Genomic DNA, 17,844 nt, shown 5'->3' on the forward strand with positions numbered 1-17,844 from the left:
AATTAGTCTCTCACGGCTTCTTTAAAGTGTTTTCGGCAGACGGACAAGTAGCGGTCGTTACCGCCTATTTCTACTTGCGCGCCTTCTTTAACAGGGGTTCCTTGTTCATTAAGTCGAATGACCATGGTGGCTTTGCTGCCACAATGACATACGGTTTTCAATTCAATTAACTTATCAGACCAAGCCAGTAAGGCTTGGCTGCCTTCGAACAGCTCTCCTTGAAAATCGGTGCGTATGCCAAAAGCCAGCACGGGAATGTGCTGTTTATCGACAATTTCAGATAACGCATAAACTTGTTCTTTGGTTAAGAATTGCGCTTCATCAATCAATATACAGCTTAATCTTTGCTGATTGATTTCATTTTGAATTAACGCAACAAGGTCGGTGTCGTTATCAAACAAGCAAGCTTCTGCAGATATGCCAATACGAGAAGCGATTTGCCCTGTTTCAAATCGGTCATCTATCGATGCTGTAAGAAGTAAAACCCGCATGCCTCGCTCTTGGTAGTTGTGAGCAGATTGCAGTAAAACGGTGGATTTTCCTGCGTTCATCGCGGAGTAATAAAAATACAGTTTGGCCATATCGAGTCTGTTTTTCTGTTTGCTGTTTAAAATGGCTCGCTAGTATAGCAAATCACTATTGTTAGTGGTTCTTTTTCATGGGGATAATTTACTCACTTTACCTGATGACTTTGGCCACCGTTTTTTTGGATTTGGTGGTTTTGCTATTGGTGAGGGAGCTATTAACTTGTAATGTTAGCCATTCAGCGCGCTTTAAGCCCTTTAGATCACAGAGTTGATCGAGTTTCTCAAGGACTTCTTGCTCTATGAGAAGTTCTAAGCGTTTTAACCCTTGTGCTTTTTCTTTCTCACGTTGCGCTCGCTTATTGATTTTGAGCTGATCTTTTCTTGTGAGAGGTTGGCTTCTAGGGCGGCCTGGCGATTTGCCAAATAGATCTATGGTATTGCGGTCGGATGAGGCTTTGGCCATGGTATTAGGTACGTTTGTTTTGGTGAGTTAGAAAAGGGCAAAACGCATTATTGATTCGTTTCGCCCTTTATAGACTAGTTTTTTGCAGTTTTCTTATCTGCTTGTTCTTGTGCCATTTGGTTGGTGGCGATGAAGTCTAACAAAATCTCAGACGCTTCTTTAGCGTAGGTATCTTCTTCGACAGGTTCTATATCGTCAACCGATTCTAGCGCTTCAAGGCCGAGTGCTGTGCGACGTGTGTTTTCGCGTTCCAGTTCTCTTTCTTTGCTTTCTTCTCGCTGTTTTATGCGCTCTTCTTCATTCAATGAAATTGTTTTGTAGGTTTCAACTTGTTTTTTGAACTCATCGATTTGTTCATTAATCGCAATAAAATTAGGGTCCTTTGCCATTCTGTCTTCATGACGAGGCTCTAGAATTGGCAAGTACGCAGGCATGTTCCAGTAAACTGGGTAGCGTGTTTCATGAATTTTATCCCATGGTAACGGGTTGTCTAGCGCGCTCTCTCCAATAGTTTCTTTATCTATCAGAGAAGGGAAGGCTATGTCTGGCATGACGCCTTTGTGTTGGGTACTTTCACCGGATACACGATAGAATTTAGCCTGTGTTACTTTAAGCTGGCCTTTGTCCAACTCTTGTAATACTTGGACGGTCCCTTTCCCGAAGGTTTGGTCACCAAGAATAAGTGCACGTCCATAATCTTGTAATGCGCCAGCAACGATTTCCGACGCTGATGCACTCATACGGTTTACTAGGACTGCCATAGGCCCGCTGTAGGCGATACCAGGGTCAGAGTCGCCTAATGGCGTGACACGTCCGCTTTGGTCTCGTATCTGAACCGTAGGGCCAGACGGTATAAACAAACCTGCTAAGGCGTTGGCTTCTTGTAATGAGCCGCCACCATTGTTGCGTAGATCTAGAATTAGCGCGGAAATATCTTCTTTACGCAGTTCTTCTATTAGTTTTTTAGTGTCACGAGTGGAACTTTTGTAGTTTTGATCGCCAGCTTGGATAGCGGCAAAATCAGAATAAAAAGTCGGTAAGGTAATGACGCCGACTTTGTATTTTTCACCATCACGTTCGACTTCTACAACTTCTTTTTTGGCAGATTGGTCTTCCAATTTTACTTTCTTGCGTACTATGCTGATTTTTTTGCTAGTTTGCGTGTTGCCTTTACTGGGCGTTACTTCCAATGTCACCTTGGTGTCGCGTTCACCGCGGATCATATCGACAACGTCGTCAAGGCGCATGCCAACCACATCGATCATTGGTTTGCCTTCTTGGCCAACGGCAATGATTCTATCGTTAGGAGAAAGGTCGCTTTGGCTGGCTGCTGGTCCACCAGGTACTAGGCGAACGACTTTTGTATAATCATCTTCCATTTGTAATACGGCGCCAATCCCTTCAAGAGATAGGCTCATATTGATATTGAAGGTTTCAGACGCCCGCGGGGCAAAGTAGCTGGTGTGAGGGTCTAAAGCAGCGGTAATGGCATTAGCAAAGGTTTGGTAGACGTCGATAGCGTTAGTCTGGTCAACCTGTTTAAGTTGATTTTTATAGCGACGCTCAAGGACCGAAATGATTTTTTCTTCGTCTTCGCCATTTAACTTTAGGGTCAGCGCACGATTTTTCAGGCGTTTACGCCAGTAATCATCGAGTTCGGCTTCGCTGGTTGCCCATTTGAGAGCCTCTGGGTCTGCGTTTAAGGCTTCGTCTACTGTGTAGTCAAATCCCTTCACCATGTCTGGAAGTTGGCCTTTAAGGTCGAGCAAACGTTTTTCAAGGCGCTCAAGGTAAAGGTTATAAATGGTATACGCAACCTGTGTGTCGCCATTACGCAAAGCGTCATCTAGGCTGTTTCTGTATTGAGACAGTTTCTCTATATCGCTTTTTAGAAAGAAGCTTTTGCTGGGATCGAGTGCTTCAATGTAATAATCAAACGCTTTGGCCGAAATGGTATCATCGATCAGAGGTCTGTTATAATGAATGCCTTCCAGCATTTCGACTAGTTCTTTGGATACTTTGTCATATTCATGAGGAGGCTGCAGCTCCTGATAAGCAGACACAGAGGTGGAGGCAAAGGTGTAGCCGGTTAAAAGGCAAAGCAAAAGGCGTTTATAGTTCATCCGGAATGTTTTCTCTCTGTCTATTTAATACATCATTAGTAAAATCATATTAGACACTGAGCTGTAAGGCTAGCTTAAGTGTTAAAAAGTCACTTTTTTAAAGCATTGTGCTATAGGATATTATGGAATTTTCAAACTTTAATGATTCTTTACTGTCATTTCTTCACGCTTCGCCCACACCGTTTCATGCCACCGCAAGCATGCGTAATGCATTACTTGCGGAAGGGTATGTCGAGCTATTGGAAGAAGATAACTGGGAAATTGAGGAAGGTGGGAAGTATTTTGTAACGCGTAATGAATCATCTTTGATTGCTTTTACCACGCCCCAGCTAACCATGCATCATACCGGTTGGCGAATGATTGGAGCCCATACGGATAGCCCTTGCTTAAAATTGAAGCCGAATGCACAAGTCGATCGTTTTGGTTACCACCAGTTGGGCGTTGAGGTTTATGGTGGGGTTTTGCTTCACACTTGGTTGGATCGAGATTTATCGATTGCTGGCCGTATCACGCTAAAAAATCAAGAGGGTGGGATTGTTAGTCGTTTGATTGACTTTAAAGACCCGATTGCGGTTGTGCCAAATCTAGCGATTCATTTGAATCGACAAGCTAATGAAGGCTTCTCAGTTAATCCACAAGAAGAAATTTTGCCGATTTTGTGTGGGGCTGAAAATGAGTTTGACCTACATGAGCTCTTAAAAGGACAGCTGCAAAAGCAATACCCAGATTTGTCCATTGCTAGTATTTTAGACTTTGAACTGAGTCTTTATGATACGCAGCCGCCCGCATTGGTTGGTTTGCATAAAGAGTATATATGCTCCGCTCGTTTGGATAATTTGTTGAGTTGTTTTGTTGGTTTGCAGGCTTTGCTAGATGGTGATCAACAGCGTCCAAGTTTGCTTATCTGCACGGATCACGAAGAGATTGGTAGCTTGTCTGCTTGCGGTGCGAATGGCCCATTTTTAGAAGATGTATTGCATCGTTTAACGCCAGACCCAGAGCAATATGTTCAATCTATTCAGCGCTCCATGTTGGTGTCTGCGGATAATGCTCACGCTCTTCATCCGAACTATGCCCACAAACATGATAAAAATCACGCGCCTGCTATAAATAAAGGGGCAGTAATCAAGGTGAATGCGAACCAGCGTTATGCGACGAATAGCGAAACAGCGAGCATTTATCGTGATATCGCAGCCGAAGAAAATTACGATGTGCAGTGCTTTGTCGTTCGTAGTGATATGGCTTGCGGTAGCACAATTGGCCCAATCACATCAGGTGAGATAGGGGTTCCCACTATTGATATTGGCTTGCCGACGTTTGGCATGCATTCAATTCGTGAGTTGGCGGGAAGTCGTGATGCTTATGGGTTGTATAAAGTGCTAGCTCGTTTTACAAAACGAGATAAATTGATCACTCGATAGGATCGAAAGAGTGTTGCTGTAATCAATAAAAAAGCCGCAAAACAGTGTTTTACGGCTTTTCTTTATATGAATAGCAATGGACTGATTAGTTTTTAGCAACCAACCATTTGTCTAATTCTTTGATCTTGTCTTCCGTTAAATCTCCAGTGGCTTCCAGAAGATTGAGTTTCTGCAAGACAAAGTTATAGCGGTATTGTTCATAAGTATTTTGTGCATTGAAAAGATTGGATTGTGCGTCCAATAATTCAACAAGGTTACGAGTACCAACATCATAGCCAGCTCTTGTTGCTTCTAATGCGCTTGTTCTAGAGCGGATTAGCTGCTGTTGGGCATCGATTTGAGCAACGGCAGTTTGCAAGTCGAGATATAGGCTACGGATGTTAAGCTCAATGGACTGAATAGAGCTTGCTCTTTGTTCGGTGACAGACTCAGCTTGTGACGTTGCTTGGCGAACCGAAGCGCTGATTGCGCCACCGCTGTATAGCGGAATGCTCACACCTAATCCGATGGCGGCATTGTTTGTTACGCCATCTTGCATGGAAGCAGGCGCACTATTGCTATAATCAGTGTCTGTTCTTGATATAGAGCCTGTTATGGCAACTGTTGGTGTGCGGCCATTGGCTTTTTGGATATTGATGTTGTTCAGTGCACTTTCTAGAGAAAGGCTTAGAATTTTCAGATCTTTGTTATCTAGTCGAGCTTTGGCAATCAAAGAATCCACTGTCATATTAGGGTCTAAGCGAATAGGGTAGTCTTCTGACAGTTGCGGAATGGTCCTGATCTCTTGGCCTGTTCTTTGGAACAAGGCTTTTTGAGCATAAGACACGCTAGATCGGGCACTTAATTCAGTTACTCTAACAGAGTCATATTCAGCTTGGGCATCTTGCAGGTCAGTAATGGATGCCAAACCTACTTCATATTGCTTTTTAGCGCGGTCTAGCTGACTTGCTGTGCTTTTTACTAATGCTTCAGTTGTTTGAAGTGTGGATTGCGCAATTAACAGGTTGAAGTATTCCGTTAAAGTTTGAAGAGCAAGATCTTCAGAGGCGTTCTCGTAGCTAATACCAGCACTTTTTGAGTCTAACTCAACTGCGTCAACCGCATAGCCAAGTGCAGGTGAGTAAATCGGGTAATCTAGCTGCAATGCTAATGAGTTTGAGGTGCTGTCAAAATCACTCGAAGAAGTGTCTGTTTTATCGTAACCAAGATTGCCGTTAAAAGAGATGCTTGGGTATAAGTTCCCTTTGGAAACTGTCACACCTTCTTTTTGTGCTTGGTAAGTGGCTGCTGCCGCTCTTAGACTAGGGTCATGCTTTTGGGCTAGTTTGTATACTTCGTATATGCTTTCAGCTTGAGCAGTCGCGCTAGTTAGCACTGCTGCGGCAATGAGTGATGATATAATATGCTTTTTCATAGATCTCTGTGGGCTCGTATTATGAAATATAGTTATAATACTACCTTAAGTTTTTATCTTGTGGCAGTGCTTGTGTTGCTATATCTATTATGACTATTGACCATATCATAACGAATTCTTTTAAATGGTGTTCGATTGTGAAAAATTAATGCAAGAGAAGTGAGGATTTAACCTCATTTCCCTTTATTTTGCGCAATCAGTTTTTCAGTTCTATTTTATAGGTCATTGTCTTCGTCGAATTTGCTTTGATACTTCCGCTAAGATTTATGCCTTTGGCATTTGATTGAGTTGCCGTGTCGCTTTCTAATAACTCTACGATACTATTAGTGCTGTGTTCGACAGAGTATTGCTGTGCTTTATCTGAATGGTTTTCGATTGTAGCAGTCCAGACTTGTGTAGTGGGGAGCTTTTCAGATGTTGCACTTACAAGGGTAAGATAACCGGTTACATCTTGGCTTTTATTGGTGGTCACTGTAAGAGGGTTATTTGCTCGAACAGTATTTAATGTAATGGTGTCACTAGGGATCAGTAAACTTCCTTTTTTCCAAAATGTTTTATATGCCCCAGGGAAGCCGTCTTTAGGTAATGAAAAGCGCACGGTATTATAAAAGTTAAGGTCGATTTTCCCTGAGCTGTTTCCATAAGTATATAAGTTGGCTTGTTGGGTCTGCTTCTCTATTTTACTTTTGCTGCTTGGCAGCGATATTAGGGTATTGGAATAAGGCGAAATAGAAAGAGAGTTTTCTTCCAGTGGGTAACTTATTTCGTTGTCTTGGTAATTTACCTCTTGTTTCATGTCGCCCATAGCAAGAGAGCTACGTTCTATTTTAAAGCGCTGCGGGTTAGCGTTATTTGAGTAGTGTAACAAGCTCTTTCGAATATCAATCTGTGTGTTTGAGTGGTTACTCAATAGGGCTTGTTGAGAAAGGGTGACCTGATTATTTTCAAATATTAGGCTGAGCTGTGGTGACCAAGAGAGTTGGTTAGTTTGATAGCTTACTGGAAACGCGAGTGCAGCTTGATCTTTCCTAGGCTCAGATTTTTCCAGAGGAATTAGATAAAAGTCATCCAGTGGTAATTGCGTGAGACGGCCATTAATCGAAAGCCACATACTGCGGTTATTTTGTTGTATTTGGGTGAGTGTGCCTGTGTAGTTTAAGTCTCTTTGTTTATGTTCGACCCTTACTTCTTGGCCAACTTCATTGATCCAATTAGTTGATGAATCATTTTGTAAGTGGGTGATAGGGGCGAAGTTGTCTTGTAAGGGGAGCAATGTCCCAGAGATTGGAGACAGACTTATAGTCGGGTTGTTTTCAACTATTTGACTGTTACTTAAGCCAATAACCGCGTCTATTGGGGCTGCAAAAATAGGTTGAGTTAAGGTACCTAAAAGAACGCTTACATATACGTAGGCTGGTTGCTTTTTCATAACAGGGTCCTTTTGTGTTATTGAGATTTCATCATACTAGTTATCGTGATGCATGTTTACACATGTTACCCTATTAATGAATTTTGTCTGTAAAGCAAAGAAGTAAAAATAAGGGTTTGATGTGGATAAAAAATTACTCATTATTGACGGTTTAAATTTAATTCGTCGACTGTATGCTGCATTAGAATCCGAGCAAGACTTAGGGCGTCGAGTGGAGCGTACGCAAAGTATTGCGATAGAAGCTTTGGCGAAGCTCTCCCATCAGTTTGAACCATCGTATGCCGTGGTTGTGTTTGATTCCAATGGAAAAACCTGGCGTCATAAAGTGTATCCAGAATATAAGCTTGGCCGAGTACCAATGGATGATGCTTTATTGGACTCATTAGCGGATTTTGCCCGCGTCTTTCGCTTTAATAATTGGCCGTGTCTAAGAATAGATGGCTGGGAAGCGGATGACCTCATTGCAACGTTAGCTGTCAAAGCGGCACAGAATAATGTCAAATCTTATATCGTTTCTACGGACAAAGGCTTCACGCAATTGCTGGGGGATGATCATATTCTACAATACGATTATTTTGCCAAATTGGGGTATGACAAAATTTGGGTGCCCGGTAAATATGGTGTGGAACCTCATCAGTTAACTGATTATTGGGCCTTGGTTGGTGATACAACAAACCGTATCCCAGGTGTTAAAGGGATTGGCCCTAAAACCGCACTGGGTATTATTCGTGAGTTCCCAACGATTGAAGATATTTATGCCAATACAGCGTCATTTTCGGAACGTATTCAGAAAATGTTGACAGGTGGATACGAGCAATGTCTTCTATCTCGATCCTTGGTTGAATTAAAAACCGATGTAGATATCGGTGTTCGACTTTCCCAACTTCGTTATCAACACAAATAAGCAATTAGCATAGTCAGTTAGAGATTTTATTTACTTGATTTTGCGGACGCCTAGCGGATGTGCAAGTAAAGTTTCATGAATATCAAACATCTAAGCGGAAAAGATAGTTCAGCCCTCTTACTCACAAGCTATGAGAGGCTTATAATAGTGATATTTTCAGGCAACAGATAAATGAGATTGTTATGTCAGAGGTAAGAACACGTATTGCGCCTTCACCAACAGGTGATCCGCATGTAGGAACTGCTTATATCGCGCTATTTAACATGGCGTTTGCTCGAAAAATGGGCGGTAAGTTTATTTTACGTATTGAAGATACGGATCAAACTCGCAGCACGCCAGAGTCTGAAAAAATGATTTTGGACGCACTTCGTTGGTTGGGTCTTGATTGGGCAGAAGGTCCAGATGTTGGCGGAGAATACGGCCCTTATCGTCAAAGTGAAAGAGGCGATATTTACGGTCAGTATGCACAAGAACTGATTGAAAAAGGTCATGCATTTTATGCATTTGAGACAACGGAAGAGTTGGATCAGATGCGCATTGAACAAAAAGAGCAAGGTCTGCCGCAAAAGTATGATGGTAGAGCACTCAAGCTGAGCCAAGAAGAGATTCAGGCAAAACTTGATGCGGGTGTTCCTTATGTTGTCCGTATGAAAATTCCTGAAGAGGGCGTTTGTGTTGTTCAAGATATGCTGCGTGGCTCGATTGAAATCGATTGGGCTCAAGTGGATATGCAGGTATTGTTGAAAGCAGACGGCATGCCGACTTATCATTTGGCAAACGTTGTTGATGACCATTTGATGAAAATCACCCACGTTATTCGTGGCGAGGAATGGATTAACTCAGCACCTAAGCACATCTTGTTGTATCAATACTTTGGTTGGGATATGCCGACATTGTGTCATATGCCACTTTTGCGTAACCCTGATAAGTCTAAGTTATCAAAACGTAAGAACCCGACGAGTATCTTGTACTATCAACGTATGGGTTATATGTCTGAAGCGGTAATCAATTATCTTGGCCGTATGGGCTGGTCTATGCCTGATGAGCGTGAAAAATTCTCGCTTGATGACATGATTGAGCATTTTGATATTCAGCGCGTTTCTTTGGGTGGCCCTGTTTTTGACGTTGAAAAATTGAGCTGGTTAAACGGTATGTGGATTCGTGAGAACCTATCTCCGGAAGCTTTTGCTCAGAAATACGTTGAATGGGCACTTAACCCAGAATATTTGATGAAAATTTTGCCTTTAGTGATGCCACGAGTAGAGACGTTCTCTGATGTTGCTGATGTGGCGGGCTTTTTCTTAAAGGGTATGTTGCCTATAACTAAAGAAGATTTCTCTTCGATTAAGATGGAAGAAGAAACGCTTCGTAAAGCGATGCAGTTTGCCTTGTGGCGTCTAGAGGCGTTGAGCAAATGGGAAAAAGATAACATCTTTAATGAAATGAAGACGCTAGCACAGGTTATGGAAATTAAGCCGAAGGATTTCTTTGCGCCTTTATTTGTGGCTATTTCTGGCACAACAGCGTCTGTTTCTGTCTTTGATTCAATGGCGATTCTAGGTTCTGATATTTCTCGTGCACGCATGCGTACTGCGGTTAATGTTTTGGGCGGACCGTCTAAGAAAGAAGCTAAGCGTTGGGAAAAAGAATTTGCTGATTTATAACAATCAGTCATTTCTGGCTCATAGTAAATGAGACAAAAAAAACCGGCTTAGGCCGGTTTTTTTTGTCTATTATTTGTATTGCATTAACGAGTTGTAAAAACGCTCGTTTTTTTGTCTAGGCTGCTTACCTGATTGTGGATATCACGGGTATTGCCTTCAATGCTGTTGATGTAGCTGTTATCACGTTGAAGTTGTTGGGCAATCTTGTCCATCTCCTCACTCATGTGTACCGCTGTTTTAGCTACTTCTTGGATGGATCTTGCCATATCAATAGAAGACGCAGAGCTAGTCTGTGCATTTTGTTCTATGTCTCGAATAGCAAGTTCGGCTTTCTCACTGAACTCTTCAATGGCATGTAAGCTTTCTTGACCATTTTGCATTGTCTCTATCGCCGTTTGAGTAGATGTTTGAATCGTACTTACAATGTCGGTGATTTTCGCTGTTGCATCTACGGTTTTTTCTGCAAGAGAGCGTACTTCATCTGCCACGACTGAGAAACCACGGCCAGCTTCACCTGCACGTGCAGCTTCAATGGCTGCGTTTAGTGCCAATAAGTTAGTCTGATTAGCAAGATCGTTGATCATGCCGATGACGTTGTCGATGTCTTTAGACAGTTGGCCTAGTTCGTTAAGTTGCTGGCTGGTTTTATTTACCACGCTGATGGTGCTAGACAGGTTGGATAGCGCACCTTTAATGGTTTCAGCACCTACTTTAGCAGACTCATAAGTATGTTGGGATTGGCTACTTAGGCTTTCTGTGGTGTGTGAAATGCTTGAAATGGTGGTGGAGATCTCTTCTGTAGCGGCAGCTAGCGAGTTTGTTTGTTCGCTAACTGAACGGTTGCTCTGAGCAATGTTTACAACAGATGTATTAAGTTCAGATACCATGTTGTTAACACCTTGTGTGGTATCAACGACTTCTCCAATAACGCTGCCTAGTCCATTTGTCATTTCATTGACCGAGCTACATAGAGAGTCAAACTCATCGTTGCGTTTATTATTTACATGCAGGCGTGCAGTTAGATCACCGCTTTTCACTTTGCCTAAATCTTTAATGATTTGATTTAATGTTTTGTTAACGCTACTGCCAATACCCATCATCATTAGTGCTGAGATAATAGCAACAATTACACTGACAATAATTAGGCCGATACTGGCTTGCTGGGAGCTTTCGGATGCTTGTTGGCGTGCATCCAATACTGCTTTTTGCATGTATTCAGTAGCGACTAATCGTGTTTGAGCGAAGTCGCTTTTATTTACAGAGAATTGTGACTGTAGATTGTTTAATACTTGGTTTTCTTTGCCAAAGTTTTCTACGGCAGCAAAATACTGATTAATGACTTCGCCAAAGCGCTCTTCTAGACCAAAGTTTGTTACGCGTTTGTAGAATTTTTCATAGCGCTCCATGAAGGCTGCTTTGTTTTCTGGAGTAGGTTCAAAGATGAAGTTCTTTTCTGCTTCCCGAACAGGCAAGAACTCTTGTTTCACAAGGCTCAAGAAAGAAATGTCGTCAGTTACTTTTTCACCTAAAAGTGCGATTTCACCTTTAAGGCCTGATGAACCGTTAAAGCCCACGTTTTGTCTCTGGTTAACTAATTGCACCAACGAGTCATTGTAGTTGGCTAAAGAAGTGATAATGCTATTTAGGCTTTGTTGAGCTTCAGCTTCATCTTCAAGAAGTTCTAGATCTTTTTGAAGTGTTGCCATAAAAGCTTCATTGCTTGTTTGCAACTGCTCTAAATAGCTTTCGTAGGACGTGTTATCGACAGCAGATAGAGATTCATACTCTTCCATTAAGGTAATAATGAGTGTTGATAGGTTCTTATCAACACTTGTTAGTCGTTCGAATTTTGATGAAGATGTTTCTTGGACGTTTAACCCTTGCAGAGCAACGGCAGTGACAACAATGAACCCAAGAATAGCAGCGATCAGTAAGGAGAGTAATTTTGTACGAAAACTAAGGTTTGCCAACATAATATATCCTGCATTTTTTTATTATAGGTGGAACAGATAGACTTTCTGTTTAGTGCATGAAGTCAATTGCCTTCGTTTACGCATTGTCTATCAAAACATTACACTTATTTACATATCTATTCTATTTCTACTATGGCTAAGTTTGCAATTAAATGAAATAAAAATATGGATTTATATTGTAGTACTTGTGTGAATGAATGTGACTGTAGCTGGCGTTTTGTTGCATTGTAGAGCGTTCTTTTGCTTAAAAGTCATGTGGGCTTAGCCATACTTCTGTTTTATGGGCGCCAAGGTAACTTATTTTTCCCTGATATCGAGCGATACCACTGGAGCTAAATTCGAACTTATAGCTGCGTTTAATCTTGATTTGGCCGTGCTGCCAAGTCGGTCGCCATTCTGAACCTGCAACACTATCTTCTAATAATTGTAGGTTGAGAGATTCACAGTGTTTTTTTGCCATTATTAAGGCCTGTTCTCTAATGGTTGCATTGCGCCACCACGAGTAGATTGCAACAAAAACAAGTAACAAGATAACGATATCAGAAAGTTGTAGATTCATTTGTATCAACTGTATGTATAAGAAAATTAAAGCTTTCTCTTACATCATAACGAATAGTGCCTAGAAGAAAAGAAAAATACGTGACTACCTCCAAGCAGGAGAGAAAGGAGAGGTAGCCACGTTCTTCACACAGTTTAGAGCAAGCTGTTAAATCATCTCATTGCGGTAAGCTAAATTTGGGCATTCGGGGCAGCGAATGTTTGGTGTACCAAATTAGTCGTTAGCTTTTTATACTGCAATGGCCAGTCAGACGATAATTTAAGCGGCTTCTACTGCTCTCTCTGCGTAAAGCTGGATGACCCACTGTTCTATGCGCTGATCAGTGAGGTCAAATTGCTGGTCCTCGTCGATTGCTAAACCAACGAAGTGTTCTTTGTTATTAATACAGGCTCGTGATGCTTCGAACTCATAACCTTCTGTCGGCCATTGACCAATAAAAGTAGCATTTGTTGGTAGGAGCTTTTCGTAAAGCCAGCCAACAGCATCAACAAAGTAATCGCCATAACCGAATTGATCGCCCAGTCCATATAACGCTATTACGCTATCTTCAAGAGTCAGCTCAGCTAGGCTATCTCCAATGTCTTCCCAGTCAGATTGAATGCCACCAAAGTCCCAAGTTGGAATCCCTAGAATGAGCATGGAATACTGTTCAAGTTGGCTAAGCTCTATGTCTTTTATGTTGAACACATCAACTTGCTCGCCTAGTTCTTCCCATTGTTTAACTATCTTGTGACCAACCTCTTCTGTGTTGTTGGTATCTGTGCCGTAAACGAGGGCGATAGATGATTGAGCCATATCTAATATTATTCCTATAACTTAATGCTTAATGGATCTGTCCATACTGGTGGCTGTAGACACCAAAATATTTAATGAAAGCAGCTTCAAATTGGGCTTCTGAAAAACCGCTTTGGGCGACAATATGAGATTTTTCCGCAGGGTTTTCTCGCAATTTAAGTGCGGCAGATTCAATGCGGTTTAGAGTGAAATAGCTCTCTATTGATTTCCCTGTAAGGTATTTAAAGCCAATAGCAAGTGCCTCTGTATTCAGACCTACCGTGTGAGCTAGATTTTGAAGGTCAAGCTTATTTAGATCAGGTGTTTCGAGAAGGTTTTGTGCACTAAATAATTTACTCTGACAGCCTTCACACTGGGATAGATGGCTAAGCATTTGTAGTTGCTCTATCAAGGTAAAGATAAGAGAGTACAAATGGCCTGCTAAGCTAATTGAGTGGCTTTTATGGTTCAGAATATTGGTAAGAGCAGGGCGAGTATTGTCTGTCACCGGAAGTTGAATGACGGATTTTTCGTTGCCCAATTTGTTACGCATAGAGACAAAATGTTGAATCACTTGATCTTCTGTTTCACCTAAAACAGATGCTAGAAGAGACGGGCTAATATGTGCCTGCAGCAGACTAAACTCTTCGCCTTTCTTAATTAATATGTCGCCACTAATAGCGCGAGCTTGATAATTAATTTGTACAGATTGGATATCTTCAACTGTTTTTATTGGGCCTGTGCCTAAAAAAGAAAAATAAAGACCTGCTGGTGCTTCTTCGTGTATGGATACATCCGCATTGCTGCTTAGATGCTGGTTAAGTAAGTGCAAATTAGGAAGAAGGGTAAGTCGTTGCTTGTGACCAGATAGCCATGGTGTAGCTTGTTTGCTAATGCTGCCGCTATTGTCATAGATGTCTTGCATGTTTAGTTGCATCGTATGTCGCCCTTGAATCGATAATGGTTATCATTAAAGTATTTTTGACGGTTTGATGCAAGTGATTCTCATTAAATAAATTATATGAGAATCACTTTCTTAATATGTTTATTTGATGCAAATGCCGAGTAGAGTGGATTAATCCAGATAATCGACTCGGTTTAAGCCGTACTTTTGCATTTTTTGGTTAAGAGTTCTTCGTGGGAGTTGAAGTTGCTCCAAGACCAGTTGAATATTGCCTTTTTGCTGTCGAATGCTGGCTTCGATTAAGCTGCGTTCAAACTCTTGGACTTTGACGCTTAAGGGTAATGGAGTAATGGTGTCTATGTCGTCTTGCGCCTGATATCCCGCAAGTATTTTAGCAATACTTGTGTTTGGTTCTAAGGCATAGCGTAGGGCGACGTTTCTTAGTTCCCGAACGTTGCCGGGCCACCCATAGACGGTGAGTGTTTCATGGTCTATTGGGCTTAATGGCTTGAAATCTCCACCACGTTCTTTTACCGCAATCCGGCAGAAATGCTCGAAAAGTAGGGGGATGTCTGTTCCCCTGTTACGTAAGTCTGGTAGGTGGATTTGAGAGACGTTGAGTCGAAAAAATAAGTCTTGGCGGAAATTTTCGAGTGTTTGTAAATCGTTTTTGGCTGCAGCAACCACTCTGAGGTCTATTTGTATTGTGTTGTTACTGCCGATGCGCTCTAGCTGGTTCTCTTGTAGTACGCGTAATAGCTTTATTTGCATTGCTAGAGGCATGCTTTCTATCTCATCTAGAAAGAGAGTGCCGCCACTGGCGTGCTCCAGCTTACCAACTCGTTGCTTATTGGCACTGGTGAATGCTCCGGCTTCATGACCAAATAACTCACTCTCGAAGAGGTCGGCAGGGATAGCTGCACAGTTTATGGCGACGAAAGGGTGTTTACTCCTAGGACTGCAATCGTGCAGCGCTTTGGCGACTAGCTCCTTTCCGCAGCCAGTTTTCCCGTACACAATGACGTGAGTATCCATGCTTGCAAAAGTGCGGATTTGTTGTCTTACACGAATGATTTGCTCATTTTGTCCGATAATGGTTTCTTCCAAACCATGTAATTCGCCTAAATATTGAGATTGGTTAGCATGCTGCTGCTGAACATTCCTCAGCTGAATGGCTTTCTCAACGGTTTGTAATAATCTATTTGGATCAAAGGGCTTTTCGAGGAAATCAAACGCGCCATCACGCAAAGCATTGACGGCTGTGTCTACATCCCCATGGCCTGTAATGAGAATAAAAGGTAATTCCTGTTCCTGCGCAAGGCAGTTACTCATTAGCGTTAGCCCATCGATGGGTGTCATTCGAATATCGCTGACAATGATACAAGGCAAGCCAATGCTAAAATGATCGATTAAGTCTTGAGCATTTTGGAACTCTCGTACTTTGTAGTTGGATAAACGCAACCATTGGGCAGTGGTTGAACGTACAATGTCGTCATCATCAAGCAGCCAAATTTCAATGTGATTACTAGTGTTATTATTTTCCATGTTAGGCCTTTAATAGGGTTAATCTGAAGACTAGTTGGGCTGCTGAGTTATGGCTTGCCTTTAGTACTCCATTCATGTCTTTCGCAAGGTTAGCGCTAATGGCAAGACCAAGCCCTAATCCTTTGCCGATGGGCTTAGTCGTAAAAAATGGTTCAAAGATATGCGCTAATTGTGTTTTATCAATGCCTGGCCCATTGTCTTGATAATTGATGCTGATGTAGCCATCATCCTCTTGTAATGCAATTTGAATTCTTGGAGGGACCTTTAGTTCGTTGCAAGCTTGCACGGAGTTACTAATGAGGTTGGCAAAAATACGCTCAAGCCTTGTTGGTTCAGCAATAACCCTGTCTAAATCATGCAGTTTTATATCCCATTGTACGTCATGAGCATCATCACCAAGGCTTTCTATGGCGCAGTCTATTGCTACTTTAATTGATGTTGGGATTAGCTGTTCAGGTCGTCGATACGCGAGGACTTTTAGCTCGCTAGTTAGTTTTTGCATTCGTACTACAAGAGATTCTAGATCAACTAATGTTTTTAATGCCTGTTCGGGCTCTTGCCGTTTTAAGAGCAATTCCGTGCTGTAGGCAAGTGTTCTGATGCCGGTAAGCGGTTGGTTCAGCTCGTGGGCAATGGCAGTAGACATTTGGCCTATGGCGGCGAGCTTTTCGGTTCTTAATAATTCTTGCTGTGCAACTTCTAGGGCTTTTGTTCGCTCTAGAACGCGCTCCTCTAGGCGGGTATTGGCTTCTAACAAATTCAACTCGGCTTTTTTTCGTTTACTGATGTCTATTAATGTTACTAAGTAGCCTTGGGAGTCACTCCACTCAAGTGACGAAACAGATAATAGGGCGGGGAAAAGTTGTCCATTGTCTTTTTGTAATACCGCCTCTTGTCCAAGTACATTAGTGGACAGAACCGTACCTGTTGATTCTGCTTCTTGTAGAGACTGAACAAAAGCAAGTGCGACCTGGTTTTCAGGGCAATTCGGTAAAAATTCCAGCAGGTAGCGGCCGTTGAGTTGTGCACTTTTACCAAGATAGCGTAGCCCCATAGGGTTTACAAAAGAGATTTCACCGCTTTTGGTTAGCTGTAAAAGCCCTACGTGCGTGTTTTCTATCAGTACGCGCTGGCGTAAAGCACTGTCTGCAATGAGAATTTCATTTTCGAGTTTCGAGGCTATCTTTAAAGCGCGTTCTCTTCGATATAGCCAGAAAAGAAAGATTAAGGCGAAGATCCCCAGGCTGATAAAAGCAATGTTCTGCGCTTTCTTTTGGATGATTTTTAGGTTAGATAAATAGTGAATTTGCCATTTGAGATCGTCTAGAGTGACATTTTGCAATAAGTAACTCTCATCGTTTAAATGGTATAGCTTGGAGCGAGTGTTATTCAAAAACTGAACATTACTGTAGTTGCTTAGCCAGTCGCTAATTAACAATCTATTAAGTTTGCTGGCTAAAAAAATCAGGCTGTTTTGATCTGTCATCACAACTAGATCATCAGATAAGTTCCATCGCTCAATTAAATCACCCACATTAATGCGTACGACAACGGCTCCAGCTAATCCTGAAGCGGTATAAACCGGTGCCATAACAATATGCGCGGATTTAGACAGTTCAGCGCTGTAGCCAGATACCAAAATGTATTCCCCTTGCTGGTCTTTTAAGACATTGCTGAGATTTTGCTTGTCGAAATAATCGTCCAAATTGAAATGAGGGGATTGTTCACTTGAGACAAGCAGATCTCCTTGTGAGGAAAGAATAAACCAATCTTGTGTTTTCGATACGTGAGTAAGGTCTTCTAGCTGTCGTTGCATTTGCAGGGTTAACGCTGTGTCTTTAGGGTTATTCATAAAGGCCAATAGCGTTGGATTGTCTGCGAGAGCGTAGGGGAGAATATGGTAGCCTTTTAGTTCATTGCGTAATTCGATTACGTAATCGAGCAGCTGATCTTGGCCCTCTGAATGTTTGTTAATGATGAGTGCCTGGTAGGCGATGGTGTTTACACCAAAGAAAAGCAGAGTCAGGATTACACAACCAAGAGAAAGAAAAAAAAGACGATGTTTGCGAAATTGTGAAATCAAGGGTGTCTCGCTGGCCTATTATGCTGGGAGACCTAATTACATACAGGCTAAAATGTTCGCC

General features: G+C 42.0%; 14 protein-coding genes. 3 read left to right on the forward strand and 11 right to left on the reverse strand.

Going from position 1 to position 17,844, the window contains the following annotated elements:
- Positions 1-2: 2 nt before the first annotated feature.
- The 3 genes from JSY38_RS16105 to JSY38_RS16115 form a co-directional block, all read right to left on the reverse strand.
- A complete protein-coding gene (locus JSY38_RS16105; RefSeq protein WP_114412780.1) occupies positions 3-581 on the reverse strand; it encodes a thymidine kinase in 579 nt (192 codons plus the stop codon).
- Between the two features lie 97 nt (positions 582-678).
- Positions 679-990 carry a LexA regulated protein gene (gene ybfE, locus JSY38_RS16110; protein ID WP_205114161.1) on the reverse strand — a complete coding sequence of 104 codons (312 nt, stop codon included), beginning with the start codon at positions 988-990 and terminating at the stop codon, positions 679-681.
- A 74-nt stretch (positions 991-1,064) separates the two neighbouring features.
- Entirely contained in the window at positions 1,065-3,113 is a 2,049-nt protein-coding gene (locus JSY38_RS16115; RefSeq protein WP_114412782.1) for a carboxy terminal-processing peptidase, read from the reverse strand.
- Between the two features lie 122 nt (positions 3,114-3,235).
- Between JSY38_RS16115 and JSY38_RS16120 the strand changes: the two genes are divergently transcribed.
- Complete coding sequence (locus JSY38_RS16120; protein ID WP_205114162.1) at positions 3,236-4,534, forward strand: M18 family aminopeptidase; 1,299 nt, start codon at positions 3,236-3,238, stop codon at positions 4,532-4,534.
- Between the two features lie 85 nt (positions 4,535-4,619).
- On the opposite strand, the gene JSY38_RS16125 is transcribed toward JSY38_RS16120, so the two are convergent.
- Positions 4,620-5,948, reverse strand: a complete 1,329-nt coding sequence (locus JSY38_RS16125) for a TolC family outer membrane protein (RefSeq protein WP_114412784.1) — start codon at positions 5,946-5,948, stop codon at positions 4,620-4,622.
- A 196-nt stretch (positions 5,949-6,144) separates the two neighbouring features.
- Positions 6,145-7,377, reverse strand: a complete 1,233-nt coding sequence (locus JSY38_RS16130) for a hypothetical protein (RefSeq protein ID WP_205114164.1) — start codon at positions 7,375-7,377, stop codon at positions 6,145-6,147.
- A 121-nt stretch (positions 7,378-7,498) separates the two neighbouring features.
- On the opposite strand from JSY38_RS16130, the gene xni reads away from it, so the two are divergent.
- Entirely contained in the window at positions 7,499-8,281 is a 783-nt protein-coding gene (gene xni, locus JSY38_RS16135) for a flap endonuclease Xni (RefSeq protein ID WP_205114166.1), read from the forward strand.
- 182 nt (positions 8,282-8,463) lie between these two features.
- The gene (gene gltX, locus JSY38_RS16140) at positions 8,464-9,945 is read left to right on the forward strand and encodes a glutamate--tRNA ligase (RefSeq protein WP_205114168.1); all 1,482 of its coding nucleotides are present in this window, start codon (positions 8,464-8,466) and stop codon (positions 9,943-9,945) included.
- Between the two features lie 83 nt (positions 9,946-10,028).
- Here gltX and JSY38_RS16145 read toward each other — a convergent pair whose 3' ends face one another.
- From JSY38_RS16145 to JSY38_RS16170, 6 genes are all read right to left on the reverse strand, one after another.
- Positions 10,029-11,918 (reverse strand): methyl-accepting chemotaxis protein, encoded by a 1,890-nt coding sequence (locus tag JSY38_RS16145; protein ID WP_205114170.1) that lies wholly within the window; start codon positions 11,916-11,918, stop codon positions 10,029-10,031.
- Between the two features lie 244 nt (positions 11,919-12,162).
- Positions 12,163-12,477, reverse strand: coding sequence for a DUF3301 domain-containing protein (locus JSY38_RS16150; protein WP_114412789.1), 315 nt, complete (start codon positions 12,475-12,477; stop codon positions 12,163-12,165).
- A gap of 258 nt (positions 12,478-12,735) precedes the next feature.
- A complete protein-coding gene (locus tag JSY38_RS16155; protein ID WP_114412790.1) occupies positions 12,736-13,272 on the reverse strand; it encodes a flavodoxin in 537 nt (178 codons plus the stop codon).
- A gap of 28 nt (positions 13,273-13,300) precedes the next feature.
- Positions 13,301-14,188 (reverse strand): helix-turn-helix domain-containing protein, encoded by an 888-nt coding sequence (locus tag JSY38_RS16160; RefSeq protein ID WP_114412791.1) that lies wholly within the window; start codon positions 14,186-14,188, stop codon positions 13,301-13,303.
- A 138-nt stretch (positions 14,189-14,326) separates the two neighbouring features.
- Positions 14,327-15,700 (reverse strand): sigma-54-dependent transcriptional regulator, encoded by a 1,374-nt coding sequence (locus JSY38_RS16165; protein ID WP_205114172.1) that lies wholly within the window; start codon positions 15,698-15,700, stop codon positions 14,327-14,329.
- Position 15,701: 1 nt separating this feature from the next.
- Positions 15,702-17,783 carry an ATP-binding protein gene (locus tag JSY38_RS16170; RefSeq protein WP_205114174.1) on the reverse strand — a complete coding sequence of 694 codons (2,082 nt, stop codon included), beginning with the start codon at positions 17,781-17,783 and terminating at the stop codon, positions 15,702-15,704.
- Between the last annotated feature and the right edge of the window lie 61 nt (positions 17,784-17,844).

It is taken from the genome of Marinomonas foliarum (assembly GCF_016906065.1).
Classification (GTDB): Bacteria; Pseudomonadota; Gammaproteobacteria; order Pseudomonadales; family Marinomonadaceae; genus Marinomonas; species Marinomonas foliarum.

Excerpts from the sequence above, each read along its gene's own strand:
- JSY38_RS16105 (WP_114412780.1), bottom strand. The coding sequence starts at position 581 with ATGGCCAAACTGTATTTTTATTACTCCGCGATGAACGCAGGAAAATCC.
- ybfE (WP_205114161.1), bottom strand. The coding sequence starts at position 990 with ATGGCCAAAGCCTCATCCGACCGCAATACCATAGATCTATTTGGCAAA.
- JSY38_RS16115 (WP_114412782.1), bottom strand. The coding sequence starts at position 3,113 with ATGAACTATAAACGCCTTTTGCTTTGCCTTTTAACCGGCTACACCTTT.
- JSY38_RS16120 (WP_205114162.1), top strand. The coding sequence starts at position 3,236 with ATGGAATTTTCAAACTTTAATGATTCTTTACTGTCATTTCTTCACGCT.
- JSY38_RS16125 (WP_114412784.1), bottom strand. The coding sequence starts at position 5,948 with ATGAAAAAGCATATTATATCATCACTCATTGCCGCAGCAGTGCTAACT.
- JSY38_RS16130 (WP_205114164.1), bottom strand. The coding sequence starts at position 7,377 with ATGAAAAAGCAACCAGCCTACGTATATGTAAGCGTTCTTTTAGGTACC.
- gltX (WP_205114168.1), top strand. The coding sequence starts at position 8,464 with ATGTCAGAGGTAAGAACACGTATTGCGCCTTCACCAACAGGTGATCCG.
- JSY38_RS16145 (WP_205114170.1), bottom strand. The coding sequence starts at position 11,918 with ATGTTGGCAAACCTTAGTTTTCGTACAAAATTACTCTCCTTACTGATC.
- JSY38_RS16150 (WP_114412789.1), bottom strand. The coding sequence starts at position 12,477 with ATGAATCTACAACTTTCTGATATCGTTATCTTGTTACTTGTTTTTGTT.
- JSY38_RS16155 (WP_114412790.1), bottom strand. The coding sequence starts at position 13,272 with ATGGCTCAATCATCTATCGCCCTCGTTTACGGCACAGATACCAACAAC.
- JSY38_RS16160 (WP_114412791.1), bottom strand. The coding sequence starts at position 14,188 with ATGCAACTAAACATGCAAGACATCTATGACAATAGCGGCAGCATTAGC.
- JSY38_RS16165 (WP_205114172.1), bottom strand. The coding sequence starts at position 15,700 with ATGGAAAATAATAACACTAGTAATCACATTGAAATTTGGCTGCTTGAT.